General features: G+C 73.8%; 17 protein-coding genes and 1 pseudogene. 6 read left to right on the forward strand and 12 right to left on the reverse strand.

Annotated features, from left to right (window positions below; translation table 11 throughout):
* Positions 1-71 precede the first annotated feature (71 nt).
* Both AWW66_RS26690 and AWW66_RS26695 read right to left on the reverse strand, forming a co-directional pair.
* Complete coding sequence (locus AWW66_RS26690; protein WP_396890474.1) at positions 72-959, reverse strand: enoyl-CoA hydratase/isomerase family protein; 888 nt, start codon at positions 957-959, stop codon at positions 72-74.
* On the reverse strand, positions 956-1,924 hold the full coding sequence (locus AWW66_RS26695) for a 3-hydroxyacyl-CoA dehydrogenase family protein (protein ID WP_067371798.1): 969 nt from the start codon (positions 1,922-1,924) through the stop codon (positions 956-958). Before AWW66_RS26695 ends, AWW66_RS26690 begins: the two co-directional genes overlap by 4 nt.
* A gap of 187 nt (positions 1,925-2,111) precedes the next feature.
* Between AWW66_RS26695 and AWW66_RS26700 the strand changes: the two genes are divergently transcribed.
* Entirely contained in the window at positions 2,112-2,417 is a 306-nt protein-coding gene (locus AWW66_RS26700) for a hypothetical protein (RefSeq protein WP_067371801.1), read from the forward strand.
* A 99-nt stretch (positions 2,418-2,516) separates the two neighbouring features.
* Here AWW66_RS26700 and AWW66_RS26705 read toward each other — a convergent pair whose 3' ends face one another.
* Positions 2,517-3,293, reverse strand: coding sequence for a class I SAM-dependent methyltransferase (locus tag AWW66_RS26705; RefSeq protein ID WP_067371803.1), 777 nt, complete (start codon positions 3,291-3,293; stop codon positions 2,517-2,519).
* A 54-nt stretch (positions 3,294-3,347) separates the two neighbouring features.
* Here AWW66_RS26705 and AWW66_RS26710 point away from each other — a divergent pair, with 54 nt between their 5' ends.
* Positions 3,348-3,728 (forward strand): PPOX class F420-dependent oxidoreductase, encoded by a 381-nt coding sequence (locus AWW66_RS26710; RefSeq protein WP_067371806.1) that lies wholly within the window; start codon positions 3,348-3,350, stop codon positions 3,726-3,728.
* An 86-nt stretch (positions 3,729-3,814) separates the two neighbouring features.
* Here the strand turns inward: AWW66_RS26710 and AWW66_RS26715 are convergent, their stop codons facing one another.
* Together AWW66_RS26715 and AWW66_RS26720 are read right to left on the reverse strand one after the other, a co-directional pair.
* A complete protein-coding gene (locus tag AWW66_RS26715) occupies positions 3,815-4,024 on the reverse strand; it encodes a BldC family transcriptional regulator (protein ID WP_007073996.1) in 210 nt (69 codons plus the stop codon).
* 251 nt (positions 4,025-4,275) lie between these two features.
* Complete coding sequence (locus AWW66_RS26720; protein WP_067371810.1) at positions 4,276-5,115, reverse strand: DUF8083 family protein; 840 nt, start codon at positions 5,113-5,115, stop codon at positions 4,276-4,278.
* Between the two features lie 229 nt (positions 5,116-5,344).
* Here AWW66_RS26720 and AWW66_RS26725 point away from each other — a divergent pair, with 229 nt between their 5' ends.
* Together AWW66_RS26725 and AWW66_RS26730 are read left to right on the forward strand one after the other, a co-directional pair.
* A complete protein-coding gene (locus tag AWW66_RS26725) occupies positions 5,345-6,427 on the forward strand; it encodes a Glu/Leu/Phe/Val family dehydrogenase (RefSeq protein WP_067371813.1) in 1,083 nt (360 codons plus the stop codon).
* Between the two features lie 333 nt (positions 6,428-6,760).
* Entirely contained in the window at positions 6,761-6,976 is a 216-nt protein-coding gene (locus AWW66_RS26730) for a DUF3073 domain-containing protein (protein ID WP_067371816.1), read from the forward strand.
* Positions 6,977-7,104: 128 nt separating this feature from the next.
* Here AWW66_RS26730 and amcA read toward each other — a convergent pair whose 3' ends face one another.
* From amcA to AWW66_RS26755, 5 genes are all read right to left on the reverse strand, one after another.
* Complete coding sequence (amcA, locus tag AWW66_RS26735) at positions 7,105-7,341, reverse strand: multiple cyclophane-containing RiPP AmcA (protein WP_067371820.1); 237 nt, start codon at positions 7,339-7,341, stop codon at positions 7,105-7,107.
* The gene (gene amcB, locus AWW66_RS26740) at positions 7,310-8,413 is read right to left on the reverse strand and encodes a cyclophane-forming radical SAM peptide maturase AmcB (protein WP_342671942.1); all 1,104 of its coding nucleotides are present in this window, start codon (positions 8,411-8,413) and stop codon (positions 7,310-7,312) included. Before amcB ends, amcA begins: the two co-directional genes overlap by 32 nt.
* Before the next feature lie 129 nt (positions 8,414-8,542).
* A complete protein-coding gene (gene purM, locus AWW66_RS26745) occupies positions 8,543-9,697 on the reverse strand; it encodes a phosphoribosylformylglycinamidine cyclo-ligase (protein ID WP_067371823.1) in 1,155 nt (384 codons plus the stop codon).
* Positions 9,698-9,796: 99 nt separating this feature from the next.
* Positions 9,797-11,338 (reverse strand): amidophosphoribosyltransferase, encoded by a 1,542-nt coding sequence (gene purF, locus AWW66_RS26750; RefSeq protein ID WP_067371826.1) that lies wholly within the window; start codon positions 11,336-11,338, stop codon positions 9,797-9,799.
* Between the two features lie 192 nt (positions 11,339-11,530).
* Positions 11,531-11,884, reverse strand: a complete 354-nt coding sequence (locus AWW66_RS26755) for a sterol carrier family protein (RefSeq protein ID WP_067371829.1) — start codon at positions 11,882-11,884, stop codon at positions 11,531-11,533.
* 158 nt (positions 11,885-12,042) lie between these two features.
* Here AWW66_RS26755 and AWW66_RS26760 point away from each other — a divergent pair, with 158 nt between their 5' ends.
* The gene (locus AWW66_RS26760) at positions 12,043-14,163 is read left to right on the forward strand and encodes a carboxypeptidase-like regulatory domain-containing protein (RefSeq protein ID WP_067371839.1); all 2,121 of its coding nucleotides are present in this window, start codon (positions 12,043-12,045) and stop codon (positions 14,161-14,163) included.
* Positions 14,164-14,467: 304 nt separating this feature from the next.
* On the opposite strand, the gene AWW66_RS26765 is transcribed toward AWW66_RS26760, so the two are convergent.
* Positions 14,468-15,223 (reverse strand): 2-phosphosulfolactate phosphatase, encoded by a 756-nt coding sequence (locus tag AWW66_RS26765; RefSeq protein ID WP_067371832.1) that lies wholly within the window; start codon positions 15,221-15,223, stop codon positions 14,468-14,470.
* Positions 15,224-15,226: 3 nt separating this feature from the next.
* Complete coding sequence (gene purL / locus AWW66_RS26770; protein WP_157527982.1) at positions 15,227-17,977, reverse strand: phosphoribosylformylglycinamidine synthase subunit PurL; 2,751 nt, start codon at positions 17,975-17,977, stop codon at positions 15,227-15,229.
* On the opposite strand from purL, the pseudogene AWW66_RS34975 reads away from it, so the two are divergent.
* Positions 17,883-18,206: pseudogene (locus tag AWW66_RS34975) on the forward strand (hypothetical protein); the annotation flags it as partial. The gene purL and the pseudogene AWW66_RS34975 sit on opposite strands and share 95 nt — an antisense overlap.

The following is an 18,206-nucleotide window of genomic DNA, read 5'->3' on the forward strand; positions in this document are numbered from 1 at the left end:
GCACCAGAGCCGCCAGGAGCGGCGGAGACCGTCCTCGGGCGGGCCGGCACCCCGCCGGCCCGCCCGAGCTGTCAGGAAGGGACGGAACCGGCCCCGCCGGCCCCGCCGCCCGGCGACGGCTCCCCGCCCGCTGCGGGCCCGTCGGCGGACGCCCGGCCCTCGGCCGGTGCGGGCCCGTCGGCGGACGCCCGGCTCTCAGCCGCTGCGCTCGCGCGGCGGGACCGGCCGCGCTCCAGGAACTCGGTCATCCGCCGGTGCTTCTCCTCGTCCTCGAAGAGCACCGCCTGACTGACCAGGTCCAGGTGCGGGTGGGCGGCCGGCGGGGCGTCCACCGCCAGCTTGGTCAGCCGCAGCGCCAGCGCCGAGCCCTTCGCCATCTCGTCGAGCAGGCCGTGCGCGGTGGGCAGCAGCTCGGCCGGCTCGTCCACCACCCGGTTGACCAACCCGATCCGCAGCGCCTCGGCGGCGTCCACCCGACGGCCGGTGAAGAGCAGTTCCTTGGCCCGCGCCTCGCCGACCAGCGCCGGCAGCCGGTGGGTCGCCCCGGCCCCGGCCAGGATGCCCAGCCGGACCTCCGGCTGGCCGAAGACGGCGCGGGCGGTGCAGACCCGAAGATCGCAGGCGTACGCCAACTCGGCGCCGCCGCCCAGCGCCGGCCCGTCCACGGCCGCCACGGTCGGCAGGGGCAGCGCCCGTACCCGGGCGAAGGCGGCCGAGTTGATCGCGGCGAGCGCGTCCAGGCGGCCCCGGTCGCGGAGCTGTCCGATGTCCGCCCCACCGGCGAAGATGCCCTCGCTGCCGCCGGTGAGCAGCAGCAGGCGGGGGCGGGCCTCCAACTCGGCGCAGACCGCGTGCAGCGCGGCGATCAGGTCGGCGTCGATGGCGTTGCGCTTCTCCGGCCGGTCCAGCGTCACCACCAGCCGGTCCGGGTGCTCCTCGACCCGTAGCCCGCCGCTCACCGGGCCACCGCCGCGTCCGGGCCCCCGGAGCCGTCGACGGCCGTCGGGTCGGCGGGACCGTCCACCTTCGACCCGTCGACCCAGCGGTAGAACCCGTGGCCGGACTTCTTGCCCAGCCGGCCGGCGGCCACCAGCTCCACCAGCAGCGGCGGCGGCGCGAACCGGTCGCCGTACGCGGCCTGGAGGGTCCGGGCGATGTCCAGCCGTACGTCCAGGCCGACCAGGTCGGTCAGCTCCAGCGGGCCGACCGGGTGCCGGTACCCGAGCACCATCGCCTTGTCGATGTCCGCCGCGCTGGCCACCCCGTCGGCGAGCATCCGGATCGCCTCCAGCCCCAGGGTCACCCCGAGCCGCGAGGTGGCGAAGCCGGGCAGGTCGCGTACCACGACGGGGTCCTTGCCCAGCCGGCGTGCCAGCGCCACGGCCGCCGTGGTGGTCTCCCCGGCGGTGGCCGGGCCGACCACGATCTCCAGCAGCGCCATCGCCCAGACGGGGTTGAAGAAGTGCAGCCCGAGGAAGCGCTCCGGCCCCGCCAGGCCCTCGGCCAGGTCGGCGATGGGGATGCTGGACGTGTTGCTGCCCAGCAGCACCGGTCGCCGGGCGGCGGCCTCGCGCAGCACGGCCCGCTTGAGGTCCAGCCGTTCCGGCACCGCCTCGACGATGACGTCCGGCCCCTCGGCGACCTCGCCGAGCCCGCCGACCACGGTCAGCCGGGCCCGGTTCGCCGCCGCCGCGTCGGCGGTCAGCCTGCCGCGCCCCACCGCCCGGTCCCAGAGGTCGACCAACCGGCCCCGGGCCGCCTCGGCGCGCGCCGGGTCCACCTCGACCAGTTCCACCGTGTACCCGGCACCGGCCGCCACGTACGCGATGCCGAGGCCCATCGTGCCGGCCCCGACGACGACACAACGATCGCCGGTGTCACCACGGGGATCGCCCGGGTCCGGCCGCTCGCTCCACTCGCTCATGCCGCGACCCTATGCAGCCGCGCCCGGCCCGGCATGCCCGGGGCGGCCCAGCAGGCACGATGGCCACCCGGGGGACGACCTGGCATCCTCGGGGGCCACCGACCGCCGGGCCCGGGGCCGGCGGCAGGCGTGCGGGCGGGCCGGACCGGGTACAGACGGCGGTCAACCAAGGGAAGGACGAGTCGACATGAGCCAGGCACCGGAGACGCTGCCGAACACGGACCCGGCGGAGCACACCGAGACCGTGGACACCCGGGGTGACGAGCGGATCGAACTGCTGCGGGCGGACACCAACAACGACGGGCGGACCGACGTCTGGGTGGTGGACACCGACGGCGACGGCAAGGCCGACCTGTTCCAGTTCGACACCGACGGCGACGGCAAGGTCGACGTCACCATGGTCGACCTCGACGAGGACGGCACCCCGGACGAGGTGGTCGACGGCGACGGCGGCCTCCCCCCGCAGGAACTCCCCCCCACCGTCAACCTCTGACCCCCCACCACCCCCTCACCCCGCTCCCACGCCCCTTCTCGCCCCACGCTCCGCGCCACTCGCGGGGACGGAGGGGCGGGGACGGGACGCGGGGAGGGGTCAGGGGGTGAGGGTGAGGGTGGCCAGGTAGTAGGGGGCGTCGCGAGTGTCCAGGTCGGTGAGGCGCCAGGGGGAGCCGTGGACCAGGGCGGCGAACTCCTCGGGTGAGCAGACCAGGTAGTCGAACCAGTGGGTGGCGAGTTCGCGGTACCGCAGGCGCAGGCGCAACTGGCCGCCGAGCCGGCCCCGCCGCCGGTTGCGCTCGTGGTAACCGGTGTGCACCGGGTCGGTGGTGCCGTACGGGTCGGTGCCGTGCGCGATGATCTGCGCGCCGGGCCGGGCGAGGGCCGCCAGCGCGGCCAGCAGCGCGGGGGCCCGTTCCCGCCCCTCGAACAGCCCGAGGTTGTTGCCGAGCAGCAGGAACGTGTCGTACCGCCGGCCGTCGGCGACGTGGTCGTCCACGGTCGCGTGGACCAGGTCGCGGACGCCCCGACGCCGGGCGACCGCCAGCGCGCCGGGGGAGATGTCCAGACCGGTCACCGGTACGCCGCGGTCCTGGAGCAGCAGCGCGATCCGGCCGGCCCCCACCCCGACGTCCAGGGTGGCGCCCCGGACCCGGTCCACCGCTCGGTGGTCGTACGGCTGCCAGTCCGCCGGAGGGTCGAGGTAGTGCGCGGCGGGAGCCCCGTTGATCAGCCCGTCGTCGCGTTCGATGATCTCGATGACCGGGCGGGGCAGCCGTCCGCCGACCAGTGGCCGGGGTCCGATCCCGGTGGCCACCGCGAGGGCGTCCCGCAGCACCTCCCCGTACACGTCGCCGATGCGGGGTTCCGTCACGGCTTCACGCTATCCGGCCGGCCACCCGCCGCTCCGGCCCGTACCCTGGGCGGCATGACCACGTTGGACCGGTTGGCGGCAGAGAAGTACGTCCTGGTGACGACGTTCCGGAAGGACGGTCGGGCGGTGCCGACCCCGGTCTGGGCGGTGCGGGACGGCGACGCGCTTGCAGTGTGGTCGGCGGCGGACGCGGGGAAGGTGAAACGGATCCGGCGCAGCGGCGACGTCACCGTGGCCCCCTGCGACGTGCGGGGTCGGCCGCACGGACCGGCCTCGCCGGGGCACGCGACCATCTGCGACGCCGACGCCAGCAGCCGGATCCGACAGTTGATCAAAGAGAAGTACCGGCTGCTCGGTCGGCTCACCCTGCTCGGGAGCCGGGTACGCCGGGGCACCGGTGGCACGGTGGGCATCCGGATCACGTTCCCGGAGTGAGGCCCACCCGGGGGCGGACACGAATCAGGGGCGGCGGATCGCCCTCCGCTGCCCCTGAATGGCACCACTTGGTGAAACTTTTCCCGTCAGTCGCCCTGACGCTGCTGGGGGATCTGACCCTGTAGCAGGGCTCGAACCTCCGACTCGCGGTACCGGCGGTGGCCACCCAGCGTTCGGATGGCGCTGAGCTTGCCCGCCTTGGCCCACCGGGTCACGGTCTTCGGGTCGACACGGAACATCGACGCCACCTCGGCCGGTGTGAGCAGCGGCTCTGGTTCGTGCGTTCGCGATGCCATCGGTCACTCCTCCACATGTAGAGACATCGGCCGGGGTCCCGCCGGCCGACGCGTCTCCCATGGTCCGGCTAGTCCCCGATGTCCGACATGGGCCGAACGGCCGAAGGTCCCTAGACGGACGGATGAACCATGCCCGATTTATACGACTTTTACACGGCAGAAAGTATCTTATTCGGACTCATAATCACGGTTCGTGATGCGTCAGCTACGAACATCCCTCGCTTTGGGAGCGCTCCACCCGATTTTTGGTGCTAATTGCACCTTTCCAGGAGCTGCACCGCCCGCCATCGGGCGACCAACCGGTCGTACGCCGCCGACGCCTCGTCCGCCTCCCCGGTGGCGAGTCCGGTGAGGCCGGTGGCGACCAGTTGGGGCGAGTCGTCGGCGGCCAGGGTCTCGTCCGAGAGGAGGTCCACCAGTCCGCCGTAGTCCAGTTCGACCATCGAGCGGGGGTGGAACTCCTCCAGCCACCGGGCCGCCTCCTCGACCGCCTCGGTGATGGGCACCTCCCCCACCGTCTTGCGCAACACCGACAGCGCCCGCGACGCCCGCCGCCGCGACTTGGAGATCTCGGTCCGGTACCGCAGCGCCCGGCGCCCGGGGACGGTGACGTGATCCCGCTCCTCGGCCTCGAAGAGGACGAACCACCGCAGCGGCACGCCCCAGGTGGCGATCTGCTCGTGCACCCGGGGCACCCCGTGCTCCAGCACCCGGGCACCGCTGCGCCAGTCGTCGACCACCGCCTTGGCCTGCCCGGCCAGGATCGGGGGCACAAATGCGTCGGCGAGCACCGGCGGCACCCCCTCGCGGGCGCTGAGCGCCGCCTCGGCCACCCGGATCCGCAGGTTCCACGGGCAGACCAGCAGCGTGTCGTCGGTCTCCAGCACGTACGCCTCGTCCGGCAGGTCGGGCAGCCGGGTCCAGCCGGCACCGAGCGCCTCGATCACCGCCGTCCGCTGCCGACCGGGCCCCTCCAGCGGGGCGACCGCCCGCCCCTCCGCGACGTACCGGCGCCAGAAGTTCTGACGGTCCCGGTCGAAGGCGGTCAGCGGTTCGTACACGCGCAGGTACGAGGCGAAGAGCGACGGCACGGCGCCGATCCTCCCACGAGACCCGGATCGCGCCGACGTCAGCGCCCGGACACCCCGCGTCGACACCCGCAGGTCGGGCGGCCCCGCGCGAACCCGGCGCACGGTCGCGCCGTGCGGTGGGAGGCGGGAGCGGGCCCGCCGATACTAGGCTCGGCAGCACCGGCAGCACCCCGCCGGCGTCCGCCAGGCCCGCGTCCCACAAGGACGCACCGCGACACAGGAGCACGTCATGGGCGTATTCGCGAGTACCGACGACCCCGGTTCGACCGGGCATGAGCAGGTCGTGTTCTGCCAGGACAAACAGACCGGCCTCCGCGCGATCATCGGCATCCACTCCACCGCGCTGGGCCCCGCGCTCGGCGGGACCCGTTTCTACCCGTACGCCAGCGAGGAGGCCGCGCTGGCCGACGTGCTGGACCTGTCCCGGGGCATGGCGTACAAGAACGCCCTGGCCGGGCTGGACCACGGTGGCGGGAAGGCCGTCATCTGGGGCGACCCGGACAAGGTCAAGAGCGAGGCGCTGCTGCGCGCGTACGGGCGGTTCGTCGAGTCGCTGGGCGGGCGCTACTACACCGCCTGCGACGTCGGCACCTACGTCGCCGACATGGACGTCATCGCGCGGGAGACCCGGTACGTCACCGGGCGCAGCGTGGAGCACGGCGGGGCCGGTGACTCCTCGGTCCTCACCGCCTGGGGGGTCTTCCAGGGGATGCGGGCCGCCGCCGAGCACGTCTGGGGCACCCCGACGCTGCGCGGCCGGCGGGTCGGCGTGGCCGGCCTGGGCAAGGTCGGCAAGCACCTCACCGGGCACCTGCTCGACGACGGCGCCGAGGTGGTGGCGACCGACGTGAGCCCCCGCGCCCTGGACTGGGCCCGCAGCACCTACCCGCAGGTGACGCTGGTCTCCGACGCCGCCGCGTTGGTCGCCGCCGACATCGACGTGTACGCCCCCTGCGCGCTCGGTGGCGCGCTGGACGACGACACCGTGCCGGCGCTGCGGGCGAAGGTGGTCGCGGGCGCGGCCAACAACCAGCTCGCCCACCCGGGGATCGACAAGCTCCTGGCCGAGCGGGGCATCCTGTACGCCCCGGACTACGTGGTCAACGCGGGCGGTGTGATCCAGGTCGCGGACGAGATCGAGGGCTTCAACTTCGACCGGGCGAAGCTGCGGGCCACCCGGATCTACGACACCACCCGGGAGATCCTCCAGCTCGCCGACGCCGAGGGCGTGCCGCCGGCGGTGGCCGCCGACCGGCTGGCCGAGCGCCGGATGGCCGAGGTCGGCCGGCTCCGGATGATCCACCTCCGCTGACCGGGGCGCGGGCCCGGGGTCCCGTCCCGGGCCCGGGTGTCCACCGTCACGTGTCGCCGGGTCGTCACGTCCGGGGCGTCCCGGGCTCCGCGCCGGACGCCCGGCGTGGGGGTTTTTGGCCCCGGTTGACCGGCGTCACGGCCGCCAACGAGTTGACTCCTTACCGGGTACGATGTGTAACGGCTGGGCAACTGCGACGCGCTGACCCGGCCGACGGTAACCCGAGGTGCCGAACGGTGGCATCCCCATGTACCGTAAGAGCCACGAGAGATGCCTGACGTCATCGGGGCCCGCCTTCGGGCTGCCCCGAATTCTGTGCGAGGGGGTCGAGCCATGGGGCGCGGCCGTGCTAAGGCCAAGCAGACAAAGGTGGCCCGGGAGTTGAAGTACAACACCCCGAACACCGACCTCGCCGCCTTGCAGCGAGAACTCGGCGGCAGCGGCAAGTCGGACCGAGACTTCGACGACGACTACAAAGAGTATGTCGACGACGATGACGAGGACCAAGCGGACGACGACCCGGACAACTGGGCCCGTCCGACCCGCTGACCTCCGGTCACATCTGAGCACGCGGGTGAGCCCCGCGTGCTCACGCATGTGCCGACCTGCAGCCGGCGAAGCAGACCGACGATTCGGGGACCTGCCACATCGAGCAGGTCCCCGACCCACGGCCGCCCTCAGCGGGGGCGGTTGTTCCAGTTGTAGAACGTCGGGATGTTCTCGAAGTGGTTCCAGGCGCACACCGCGCCGGCTCCGTCGGTGCCCGCCACCTCCGCCCGCAGTCGGCGCGCGGCCTCGGCCTCGTGCAGCAGGGCGGTGAGGCCGCTGGCTGCCTCCTGGACCCGTTCGGCGATCGGATCGGTCGGGTCTGCCTCGACGCGCTCAGGCTGCCGGTTCCTGGTGGTCTCGGGCATGCTCCAACACTCCCTCCAGTAGGCGGATCTTGCTGTTGCGGCAGTGCTCGGTCTCCGTACCGTCGAAACGCCCGTGCTCGAAGTAGCGGTTCGCCGCGTGGCCACCGCCGCAGAACCCGAAGTACGCGCACGAGGAACGGCAGGCCTCCACGCCGGTGAGGAACTCGCCCACCCAGGACGTGTCGGACGCGGTGGCCAGGATCTCGGCGAGTGGGGTACGCAACACGTTGCCGCTGCTGAAGTCGCCGTACCGGGGATCGGTGAAGCCGGCCAGCTCCGGGGAGAGGACGGTCACCGAGCCGTCGTACCCGACCGTCGGGATCGGGTCGAGCCGCCGGGGCAGCACCGCGTCGGCCTCCCCGCCCAGGGTCGCCGCCACGTACCGCAGCGACCACTCGACCTCCCGCAGGTGGATCCGGGGCTCCCGACGCCAGGCCGCCACCAGCTCCGCCCAGAAGGCGGTGACCACCGCCGGGTCGTGGGAGTTGTCCCGGAGGTTGACCCCCTCGGTCTCCTCGATGTTGATCCCGAGCACGTCGCAGCCGAGCGAGAGGAAGTACTCGTACAGCTCGGTGGCGAGGCCGGGAGCGGGGCGACTGACCACCGCCAGCGCCGAGAAGGGCAGGCCGTGCCGGCGCAGCGCCGCCACCCCGCGCAGGATGCGGTCGTACGCCGGCCGCCCGCCCCGGCTGGTGCGCTCCTGGTTGCGCTCCCGGGGCCCGTCCACGCTCACGCTGACCCGTACCTGGTGCGTGGCGAAGAACTCGCACCAGGCGTCGTCGATCAGCGTGGCGTTGGTCTGCACGTGGTGCTCGACACCCGCCTCGAAGGGGGCGAGCAGGGCGGCGAAGTGCTCCCGCCCGGCGGCCAGCGGCTCCCCGCCGTGCCACACCACGGAGAATCGGCCCTGGGCAGCCCAGGGGTTCACCGACCCGGCGACCGCCTCGGCCACCGGCACCGGCATCCGTCGATCCGCTGCCCGCAACGGCAGGTAACAGTAGGTGCAGTCGAGGTTGCAGAGGGTGGTCGGCTGCATCACCACGTACGACGGAACCGCGGCGATCCCGCGCATCCCGCTGAACGCTCGCCCCCGAGCAGCCATCATCCACCTCCGGAAACCCTGAGGATGCCCCTCAGGCTAGGCGGCGATGGCTACTCGGGTGAACCCCCGGCAAGGTGCCCGTACGATCACCGGCCGGGATCAGCCCCGGGTGTGCTGGCCGATTATCTGCACGTTGCCCGTACCCTCGATGACCTCGCCGGCCTGCCAGGCGTCGACGCCCCGGCCGGTCAGGGTGGCCAGCGCCCGGTCGGCGTCCTCGGCCGACACGATGGCGAACATGCCGACGCCCATGTTGAACGTCGCCTCCATCTCCGGGTCCTCGATCCGCCCCTTGGACTGGATCAGGTCGAAGATCGGCTGCGGCTTCCAGGTGGCCCGGTCGACGATCGCGTCGACGTGCTCGGGCAGGATCCGCACCAGGTTGCCCGGGATGCCGCCGCCGGTGACGTGGGCGAGGGCCCGCACCTCGGCCTCGGCGATCAGCTTGAGGCAGTCCTGCGCGTAGATCTTGGTCGGGGTGAGCAGCTCCTCGCCGAGGGTCCGCTGCCGGCCGAAGTCCTCGATCACCACGTCCAGCCGCATCCGGCCGGCGCCGAGCAGCACGTGCCGCACCAGCGAGTAGCCGTTGGAGTGCAGGCCCGAGGAGCGCATGGCGATCACCACGTCGCCCACCTCGACCCGCTCCGAGCTGAGGATGTCGCTCTCCTCCACCACGCCGACGCCGGTGGCGGAGATGTCGTACTCGTCCGGCCGGAGCACCCCCGGGTGCTCGGCGGTCTCCCCGCCGAGCAGCGCGCAGCCGGCGTACCGGCAGCCGTCGGCGATGCCGGCGCCGATCTCGGCGACCTTGTCCGGCACCACCTCGCCGGTGGCGATGTAGTCGAGCAGGAACAGCGGCTCGGCGCCGCAGGCCACCAGGTCGTCGACGACCATGGCGACCAGGTCGATGCCGACCGTGTCGTGGATGTCGAGCTGCTGGGCGATGACCAGCTTGGTGCCGACCCCGTCGGTGGAGGAGGCGAGGATCGGGTTCTTGTACTTCGCCGTGTCCAGCCGGAACAGGCCGGCGAAACCGCCCAGGTCGCCCATCACCTCCGGACGACGGGTCTCGCGCACCTTGGACTTGAGCAGCTCGACCGCGCGGTCGCCCGCCTCGATCGACACCCCGGCGTCCGCGTAGGAGACCGTACGTTTGCGGCCGGGGCGGCCGGTGCCGGCCGTCCAGGGCTGGCGGTCGCCGCCGGCGCCGGTCGGGCTGCTTCCTGCGCCGCTGCGCTCGGACACGTGCGTCACGGTTCTCCCCTTTGTGGTTCTCGCGGTGCCGGTCGGCGGCGGTCGGGCCGGTCGGCCCGAGGTCACCGTCGCCGTCGCGGTGTGTCGCGCCGGGTGATGCTATGGGCGATGTGCTGTCCCGCCGCCGGGGGTGGCGACGAGTTCCTCGGTGGGGTGGTGCGGGGCGTCGACGGTCGAGTTGGCGACCCGCCGCCCGATACCTTCGAGCATGTGCTTGCCGATCTGGTTCCCGGTTGGCAGCTCGATTGGATACTCACCATCGAAACACGCCCGGCAGAGCCGGGTCTTCGGCTGCTCGGTCGCCGCGATCAGGCCGGGTAGCGAAACGTAACCCAGCGTGTCGGCCCCGATGGACCGCCGGATGCCGTCGGTGTCCAGCCCGTTGGCCAGCAGCTCGGCGCGGGTGGCGAAGTCGATGCCGTAGAAGCAGGGCCAGGTGACCGGCGGGGAGGAGATCCGCACGTGCACCTCCAGCGCGCCGGCCTCGCGCAGCATCCGGACGATGGCCCGCTGGGTGTTGCCCCGCACGATCGAGTCGTCCACCACGACCAGCCGCTTGCCCCGGACGTTCTCCCGCAGCGGGTTGAGCTTGAGCCGGATGCCGAGCTGACGCAGCGTCTGGGAGGGCTGGATGAAGGTCCGGCCCACGTACGGGTTCTTCATCAGGCCGGCGCCGTAGGTGATCCCGGAGGCCTCCGCGTACCCGATGGCGGCCGGAGTGCCGGACTCCGGCACCGGGATGACCAGGTCGGCCTCGACCGGGTGCTCCTTGGCGAGCTGCCGGCCGATCTGCACCCGGGCGGCGTGCACGTTGCGCCCGGCGATGGTGGCGTCCGGGCGGGCGATGTAGACGTACTCGAAGAGGCAGCCCTTGGGCTCGGGCGCGGCGAACCGCGCGGAGCGCAGGCCGTCGGCGTCGATGGCGATCAGCTCGCCCGGCTCGACCTCGCGGACCACGCTCGCGCCGACGATGTCCAGCGCGGCGGTCTCGCTGGCCACCACCCAGCCCCGCTCCAGCCGGCCGAGGACCAGCGGGCGGACGCCGTGCGCGTCCCGGGCGGCGTAGAGGGTCGACTCGTCCATGAACACGAAGCTGAACGCCCCCCGGAGCTGGGGCAGCACCTCCAGCGCGGCGGCCTCCACGGAGAGGTCCGGGCGGCTGGCCAGCAGCATGGTGACCAGCGAGGTGTCGTTGGTGGCGCCGTCGGAGTCGATGCCCCGTTCCAGCACCTCACGCTGCAACTCGGCGGTGTTGACCAGGTTGCCGTTGTGCGCCAGCGCGATGGTGGTGCCGGAATTGGTCGACCGGATGGTCGGCTGGGCGTTCTCCCAGTTCGAGGCGCCGGTGGTCGAGTAGCGGGCGTGCCCGATCGCCACGTGCCCGCGCAGGCTGGCCAGGGTGGGCTCGTCGAAGACCTGGGCGACCAGGCCGAGGTCCTTGTAGACCACGACGCCGGAGCCGTCGCTGACCGCCATGCCGGCGGCCTCCTGGCCGCGGTGCTGCAACGCGTACAGCCCGAAATAGGTGAGATTGGCAACCTCTTCCCCCGGCGCCCAGACACCGAAGACGCCACACGCGTCCTGGGGTCCGGGTCGTTGGGGGTCAAGGTCGTGGCTCAGCCGGCCGTCGCCTCGGGGCACCTGCCGCTCCCTCATGCTGGTCTGGGACTGGCCTCGCGGGGCGGCTGCGCGCCATCCGCACGTCGTAGGCCTGGACCACTGTCGTCGACTGACAGTGTACGCGAATCGGTGTCGATACAGAAAGTCACGATTTGGCTGCACGCAGTGACATTTGCGGCGTTCGGTGCTGCTCGGCGCAGCCCGCCGCCCCGCTCAGACCGGCAGGTACGCGGACAGGTCCGCGCGCGCTCCGCTCACCCGTACCCGTCCGTCGGCCACCGCATGCGCCCAGTCGAGGCGTCCGGTGGCCACCCTGAGCCAGGTGTCCGGATCCATCTCCACCACGTTCGGTGGCGTACCCCGGGTGTGCCGGGGGCCCGGCACGCACTGAACTGCACCGTAAGGTGGGACGCGCACCTCCACCGATCGGCCGGGGACACGGTCCGCAAGGGCAACCAACAGGGCACGGACCGCCGCCCGGTAGACCGGACGCTCGGGCGTACGATCCGCGTCGAGCGCCGCGAGCGCCGCCGCTACCGCGGCGGACTTACTGTGCGGAGAGGACACGACGGGACGATACGGCTTCGCCGCAGCACGCCCGACGCTGGCCCTGGGTCGCGCCGATCCGGTCAGACAAGGCATAGTTGCCGACGGTGTATTCGTACCGTGATGATCCTCGGCCCGGTTACCGCAGGCCGGGGAGTTCGGACCGGAAGGCGGTGGACGTGTCAACACACCGACGTGCCTGGAAGCGGGCCGGTGTGGTCGTAGCGCTGGTTGCCGGCGCCCTGTTCGCCGTTCCCGCCACACCCGCGCTGGCCGCCGACGTGGTCGGCCTCTCCCCTGGCCCGGTCAACCTCAGGGCCGGTGAGCAGGCCACCCTGACCGTCCAGCTACAGGGCGAAGAGGGCGAGAACGCCACCATCTCGGTCAACGGGCTCCCGAACGGGGTGAGCTGCGCCAGCGGCTGCGGCCAGATCACCCTCGGCGGTGACGGCAACGGCAGCCAGCAGATCGTGCTCCGGGCCGACGGCAACGCCCGCGACGGGAACGGCTCGGCCACGGTCTCCGCCGGCGGGCAGGGCCGCAACGTCCAGGTCCGGGTGCAGGGCCGGCAGGAGCCGGAGCCCGAGCCGACCCGGGAAGAGGTGCAGACCGTCCGGTCCGTCTCCGGCAAGGTCGTCGCCCAGGCCAACGGCGACGCGGTGGCGAACGCCATCGTCATCCTGCTCGACGGCAACGGCCGCCGGCACGAGACCAACAGCGACGGCAGCGGCAACTTCCGGTTCGGCGGCAGCTCCTCGAACCCGATCGTGCCCGGTCAGCTCCAGTTGGGCGCCAGCTTCGACACCGCCCGTGCCACCGCGACGATCAGCGGACGCGCCGGGCAGAGCGTCACCGGCCAGCGGATCCGGCTGCCCATCCGGGTCGAGGCGACCCCGAGCCCCACCCCGTCGGCGACCGAGGAACCGGCGCCGACCGTGGAGGCCACCGAGGAGGCCACCGAGCCGGAGGAGGGCGAGGTGACCGAGGCCGCGCCGGCCCCGCAGGCCGCCTCCAACGAGGAGTCCGGGGGCTTCGGCTCCTGGCTGCTGATCCTGCTGGGCGGCCTGTTCGTGGCGATCGGCGTCGGCACCATCGTGCTGCTCTGGATGAAGCGCCGGGAGAACGCCGACGACGGCACCGACGACGACGAGCCGGCCGCAGCCGCCGCCGGGGCGACCCCGAACGCGCGGGGCTCCTTCCGGGGCGCCGACGACCAGACCCGGGTGGTGAACCGGATCGACGCCGGGCCCGACCCGACCATGGTCGGCGGTACCGCGCTCAGCGACGCGCCGACGATGATGCACCGCCCGGTGGTCGACGACGTGCCGCCGGACCCGTACGGCGCGCCCCCCGAGCCGTACAACGCCGCCGCCGGTCAGGGCGGTTGGTCCGGCAGCGGGTACGGCGACGAGCAGCCCGGCCAGGGTGCCGGGTACGGCGGCTACGGCACCGCGCCGGCCTCGGGTGGCGGCGGCTACGGCACCGCGCCCGCCTCCGGCGGTGGCGGCTACGGCACCCGGGACTACGGGGCGCAGGGCGGCGCTTCCGACTATCCGCCCACCCAGGCCGGAGCCGGTTCGGGTGGGTACGGCGAGCGGTACGACGAGCCGACCGGCCGGTACCAGGGCGAGGGGACGACCTCCTACCCGCCGCCGGCCGACCCGTACGCGACGGGTCTCTACCAGCCCGCCAACGAGCAGGGTCACCCCTACGGGCAGTCGGACTCCCCGCAGTACGGCCGGGGTCCGGAGCCCACCGGCACCTACCCGGCGGGCGGTGGCTACGGCAACGCCCCGGCCGGGAGCGGCTACGGCGGCGACCAGGCCGGGGGCGGCTACGGCGGGTACGACCAGCGCGGCGGTGGCTACGACCAGCAGCGCGGTTCCGACGCGCAGGGCGGATACGACCAGCGCGCCGACGGCCCCGGTGGCGGCTACGGCCAGCGGGGTGACGCACCCGGCGGGGGCTACGGCCAGCCCGGCGGGTACGACCAGCGCGGTGGCTACGACCAGGGCGGGTACGGCCAGCAGGGCGGCTACGGCCAGCCCGGCGGGTACGACAGTCCCTCCGGCGGGTACGACAGCCAGGGCGGCTACGGCGGCCAGCAGGGCGGGTACGACCAGCGCGGCTACGGGCAGGAGCAGCCGCCGCAGCAACGCGGCGGCGGGTACGACCAGCAGGGCTACGACCAGCAGGGCGGCTACTACGGCGAGCAGGGCCAGGGCGCGCCCGGCCGGGGCCGCCCCGACGGACCGCCCCCGGAGCGGGGTGGCCGCCGCCTCGACTGGCTGGACGACTGAGCCACCCGGGCCGGCCCGGTTCCGGGGATCGCACCCCGTATCCGGCCGAGCCCGGCCCCCGCGCACCGCGAAGGCCGCCCCGCACGCCGGGGCGGCCTTTTCGTCAGGTGACCTGATGTGTCCCGCGCGGGCAGGACGCGCGTCCGCGCGGGCGAGACCACCCGCCTCCGCGCACATACCCCCCAGGTATAAAAATTCCTGGGAGGTATGTCGCTCACCGGGACATCTCCCCGGCCGCCGCCGCGCACCACCAGCAGCGAGCCGGGTGCGCCGGGGCCGGGGCGGACCCAGGCCCGTCGGAGACTCAGGCCGGGACGAAGACGCCCTGGCGGAGTACCGGCACGACCTCCGAGACGCCGACCGGCAGGGCCAGTTCCACGTCCCCGGCGAAGCCCAGTTCGACGAGTTCCCGCCCGGACACGCAGCCCCGGATCGCCGCCGCGACGTCGGGGGTGCTGGCCAGCGCGGCGAGCGCCATCGCCGCCTCCACGGAGAGTCCACCCGACACGCCGGAGACGGCGTCCAGCACGCTGGCCGCCCCGAGCTGGTCCTCCACCGACGGCCGCAGCGACCCGTCCGGCCACCGCTCACCGGCGGCGACCACTCCGATCGGGGCGGTCGTCGAGCCGTACCCCTGGGTGTGGAGCCAGCGCCCGACGGCGGGCGCGTTGCGCAGGCAGGCCGCGACCACCGGTCGGCCGGTGGCGCTGGCGGCGGCGCTGATCGCCGACCCGTTCGGGGACGGCAGCACCAGGTCGGCCACGACGGGGGCGGTGCTCAGCGCCGCCGGGGAGAGCGACCACGGGTGGTCCGGCGTGGTCGCGCTGCGGCCCACCGCGGCGACCGCGCCGACCCGGCGGGCGTACTCGCCGGCCTGCGCGCCCCAGGGGAACGGGTGCACCCGCATGCCCCGGCCGACCGCGACGTCCACCGCCGTGGTGAAGGAGAGCACGTCCACCACCACGAGGACGGCGCAGACGCGGCTGAGCTCGGCCGCCCCGGCCAGTCCCCAGTCGAACCGGGCACCGGATCCGGGCTGGACCTGGACGGCCGAGCTCACCGCCTAGCGCTCGTCGGTGACCGGCGGCTGATCGCCACCGGCCGGGCCCGCCGGCCCGTCGACCGGCGGTGCCGGCTCGACCCGGGCCTCCGGCCCGGCCGACGCCTCGACCACGGGACCACCTGGCACGTCGTCCCCCGCCGGCCCGCCGGTCGGCACGTCGTCCGCCGCACCGGCACCGGCCTCGACGCCCTCCCCGGCCTGCGCCGGGTGCTCCGGCAGAGCCTCGGTCGGGCCGGACGCGGTACCGGTGGACGGGCCGTCCCCGGCCACGTCCTGCCCCGCGTCGGCCGGCTCGACGGCCACGACCGCACCGACCGGGGCGGTCGCCAGTCCGGACGGCGTGGCGGCCTGGGCCGCCTCGACCGCGCCCGGACCGCCGAAGAGCCGGGGCAGCGTGCCGGTGTGGGCGGTACGCAGCTCGTCCAGGCCGATCTGGAACTGCTCGTGCACGTCGAGCGCGCCCAGCGTCGGATCGGTGACCCCGATCAGCTCCCACGGCACGTCCCGCTCGGCGCAGAGCGCGGTGAACGCCTTCTCGTGCCCGCGCGGGACCGAGACCAGCGCCCGACCGGCGGACTCGCTGAACAGGAAGACGAACGGCATCGAGGAGCCGGCGAACCGCTCCGGCACACCGATCCGGGCACCGACCCCGTTGCGCAGGCAGGACTCGACCAGCCCCTGGGCCAGACCGCCGTCGGAGAGGTCGTGCGCGGAGCTGAGGTGACCGACCCGCGCGGCCTCCGCCAGCAGCTCGGCCAGCGCCCGCTCGCGGCCCAGGTCGACCTGCGGGGGTACGCCGCCCAGGTGCTGGTGGGTGACCCAGGCCCACTCGGAGCCGGAGAGCTCCACGTGGGTCTCGCCGAGCAGGTAGATCTGGTCGTGCTCCCCGGCGGCCCGGGGCAGGAAGCCCATCGGCACCCGGTCGGCCACGTTGTCGATCAGACCGAGCACCCCGACCACCGGGGTCGGGTGGATCGCCGCCGCACCGGTCTGGTTGTAGAAGCTGACGTTGCCGCCGGTCACCGGGATGCCCAGCTCGGCGCAGCCGTCCGCCAGGCCGCGTACCGCCTCGGCGAACTGCCACATCACGCCCGGGTCCTCGGGCGAGCCGAAGTTGAGGCAGTTGGTGACGGCGATCGGCTTCGCGCCGGTCACGGCCACGTTCCGGTACGCCTCGGCGAGCGCGAGCCGGGTGCCGTGGTACGGGTCGAGCCGGGCGTACCGGCCGTTGCCGTCGACGGAGAGGGCGACCCCGAGGCCGGTCCGCTCGTCGATCCGGATCACCCCGCCGTCCTCCGGCTGGGCGAGCACGGTGTTGCCCAGCACGTACCGGTCGTACTGCTCGGTGACCCAGGTCTTGTCGGCCAGGTTCGGCGAGGCGATCATGCGCAGCACGGTCTCCCGCAGCGCCTCCGGGGTCGACGGCCGGGGCAGCGTCTCGGCCCGGTCGGCCTGGAGCAGGATCAGGTCGGCCGGCTCCCGCATCGGCCGCGCGTAGACCGGCCCGTCGTCGACCAGCGAGCCCGGCGGCACGTCCACCACCAGGTGGTCCCGCCAGGTGACCAGCAGGCGGCCCGGCTGCCCGTCGGCCGAGGGCGGGGTGACCTCGCCGATCGCGGTGGCCCAGACGCCCCACTTCTCGGCGGTCTTGAGCACCGCCTCCAGCTTGTCCGGGGCGACGACCAGCAGCATCCGCTCCTGGGACTCGCTGGCCAGGATCTCGTGCGGCTCCATCGAGGGCTCGCGCAGCGGCACCCGCTCCAGCCAGACCCGCATGCCGGTGCCGGCCGCCGCGGCGGTCTCGGTGAGCGCGCAGGTCAGCCCCGCGCCGCCGAGATCCTGGATGCCGACGACCAGCTCGGCGTCGTACAGCTCCAGGCACGCCTCGATCAGGAGCTTCTCCATGAACGGGTCGCCCACCTGCACCGAGGGCCGGCGCTGCTCGCTGCCCTCGTCGAAGGTGGCGCTGGCCAGCACGGAGACGCCGCCGATGCCGTCCCGGCCGGTCCTGGCGCCCATCAGCACCACGACGTTGCCGGGGCCGGCGGCCTCCTTCTTCTGCAGCCGGTCGACCGGCAGCACGCCGAGGCAGAGCGCGTTGACCAGGGGGTTGCCCTGGTAGCAGGGGTCGAAGACGACCTCGCCGCCGATGTTCGGCAGGCCGAGGCAGTTGCCGTAGCCGCCGACGCCGGCCACCACGCCGGGCAGCACCCGGGCGGTGTCGGGGTGGTCGGCCGCGCCGAAGCGCAGCGGGTCCATCACCGCGACCGGGCGGGCGCCCATCGCCAGGATGTCCCGGACGATCCCGCCGACGCCGGTCGCCGCGCCCTGGTACGGCTCGACGAAGCTCGGGTGGTTGTGCGACTCGACCTTGAAGGTCACCGCCAGCTCGTCGGAGACCTGCACCACACCGGCGTTCTCGCCGATGCCGGCGAGCAGCCGGTCGCTCGGCGGGGCCTTCTCACCGAACTGGCGCAGGTGCACCTTGCTGGACTTGTAGGAGCAGTGCTCGCTCCACATGATCGAGTACATCGCCAGCTCGGCCTGGGTGGGCCGCCGGCCGAGAATGTGCCGGATCCGCTCGTACTCGTCGTCACGCAGCCCCAACTCGGCGTAGGGCTGGAGCTCCTCCGGAGTGCCGGTGGCGCGCGGCACGGTGTCCACGGCGTCCGCCCAGCTCCCGGCCGACCGGGCCGCGCCCTCGGGGGCGGCCTGCGGGGCGCTCGGGTCCGCCGACGCCTGGGGGGCCACCGGCCCCGGCGTCGCGGGCGCGGCGGGCCCCGGCGGCACGCCGTCACCCTCCGGCGCGACGGCCTGCGGTCCGGGGTACGGCGGCGGGGCACCGGCGGCCGACGGCACGGCGTGGGGCCCGGCGGCCGACGGGGTGCCGTTCGACACAGCGGCCTGCGGCGGGGTGCCGCTCGGCACGGTGGGCGGCGGTGCGCCGTTCTGGTGCGCCGGCCCGGCGGCCGGCGCGTTC

It is taken from the genome of Micromonospora rosaria (genome assembly GCF_001567585.1).
Lineage (GTDB): Bacteria > Actinomycetota > Actinomycetes > Mycobacteriales > Micromonosporaceae > Micromonospora > Micromonospora rosaria.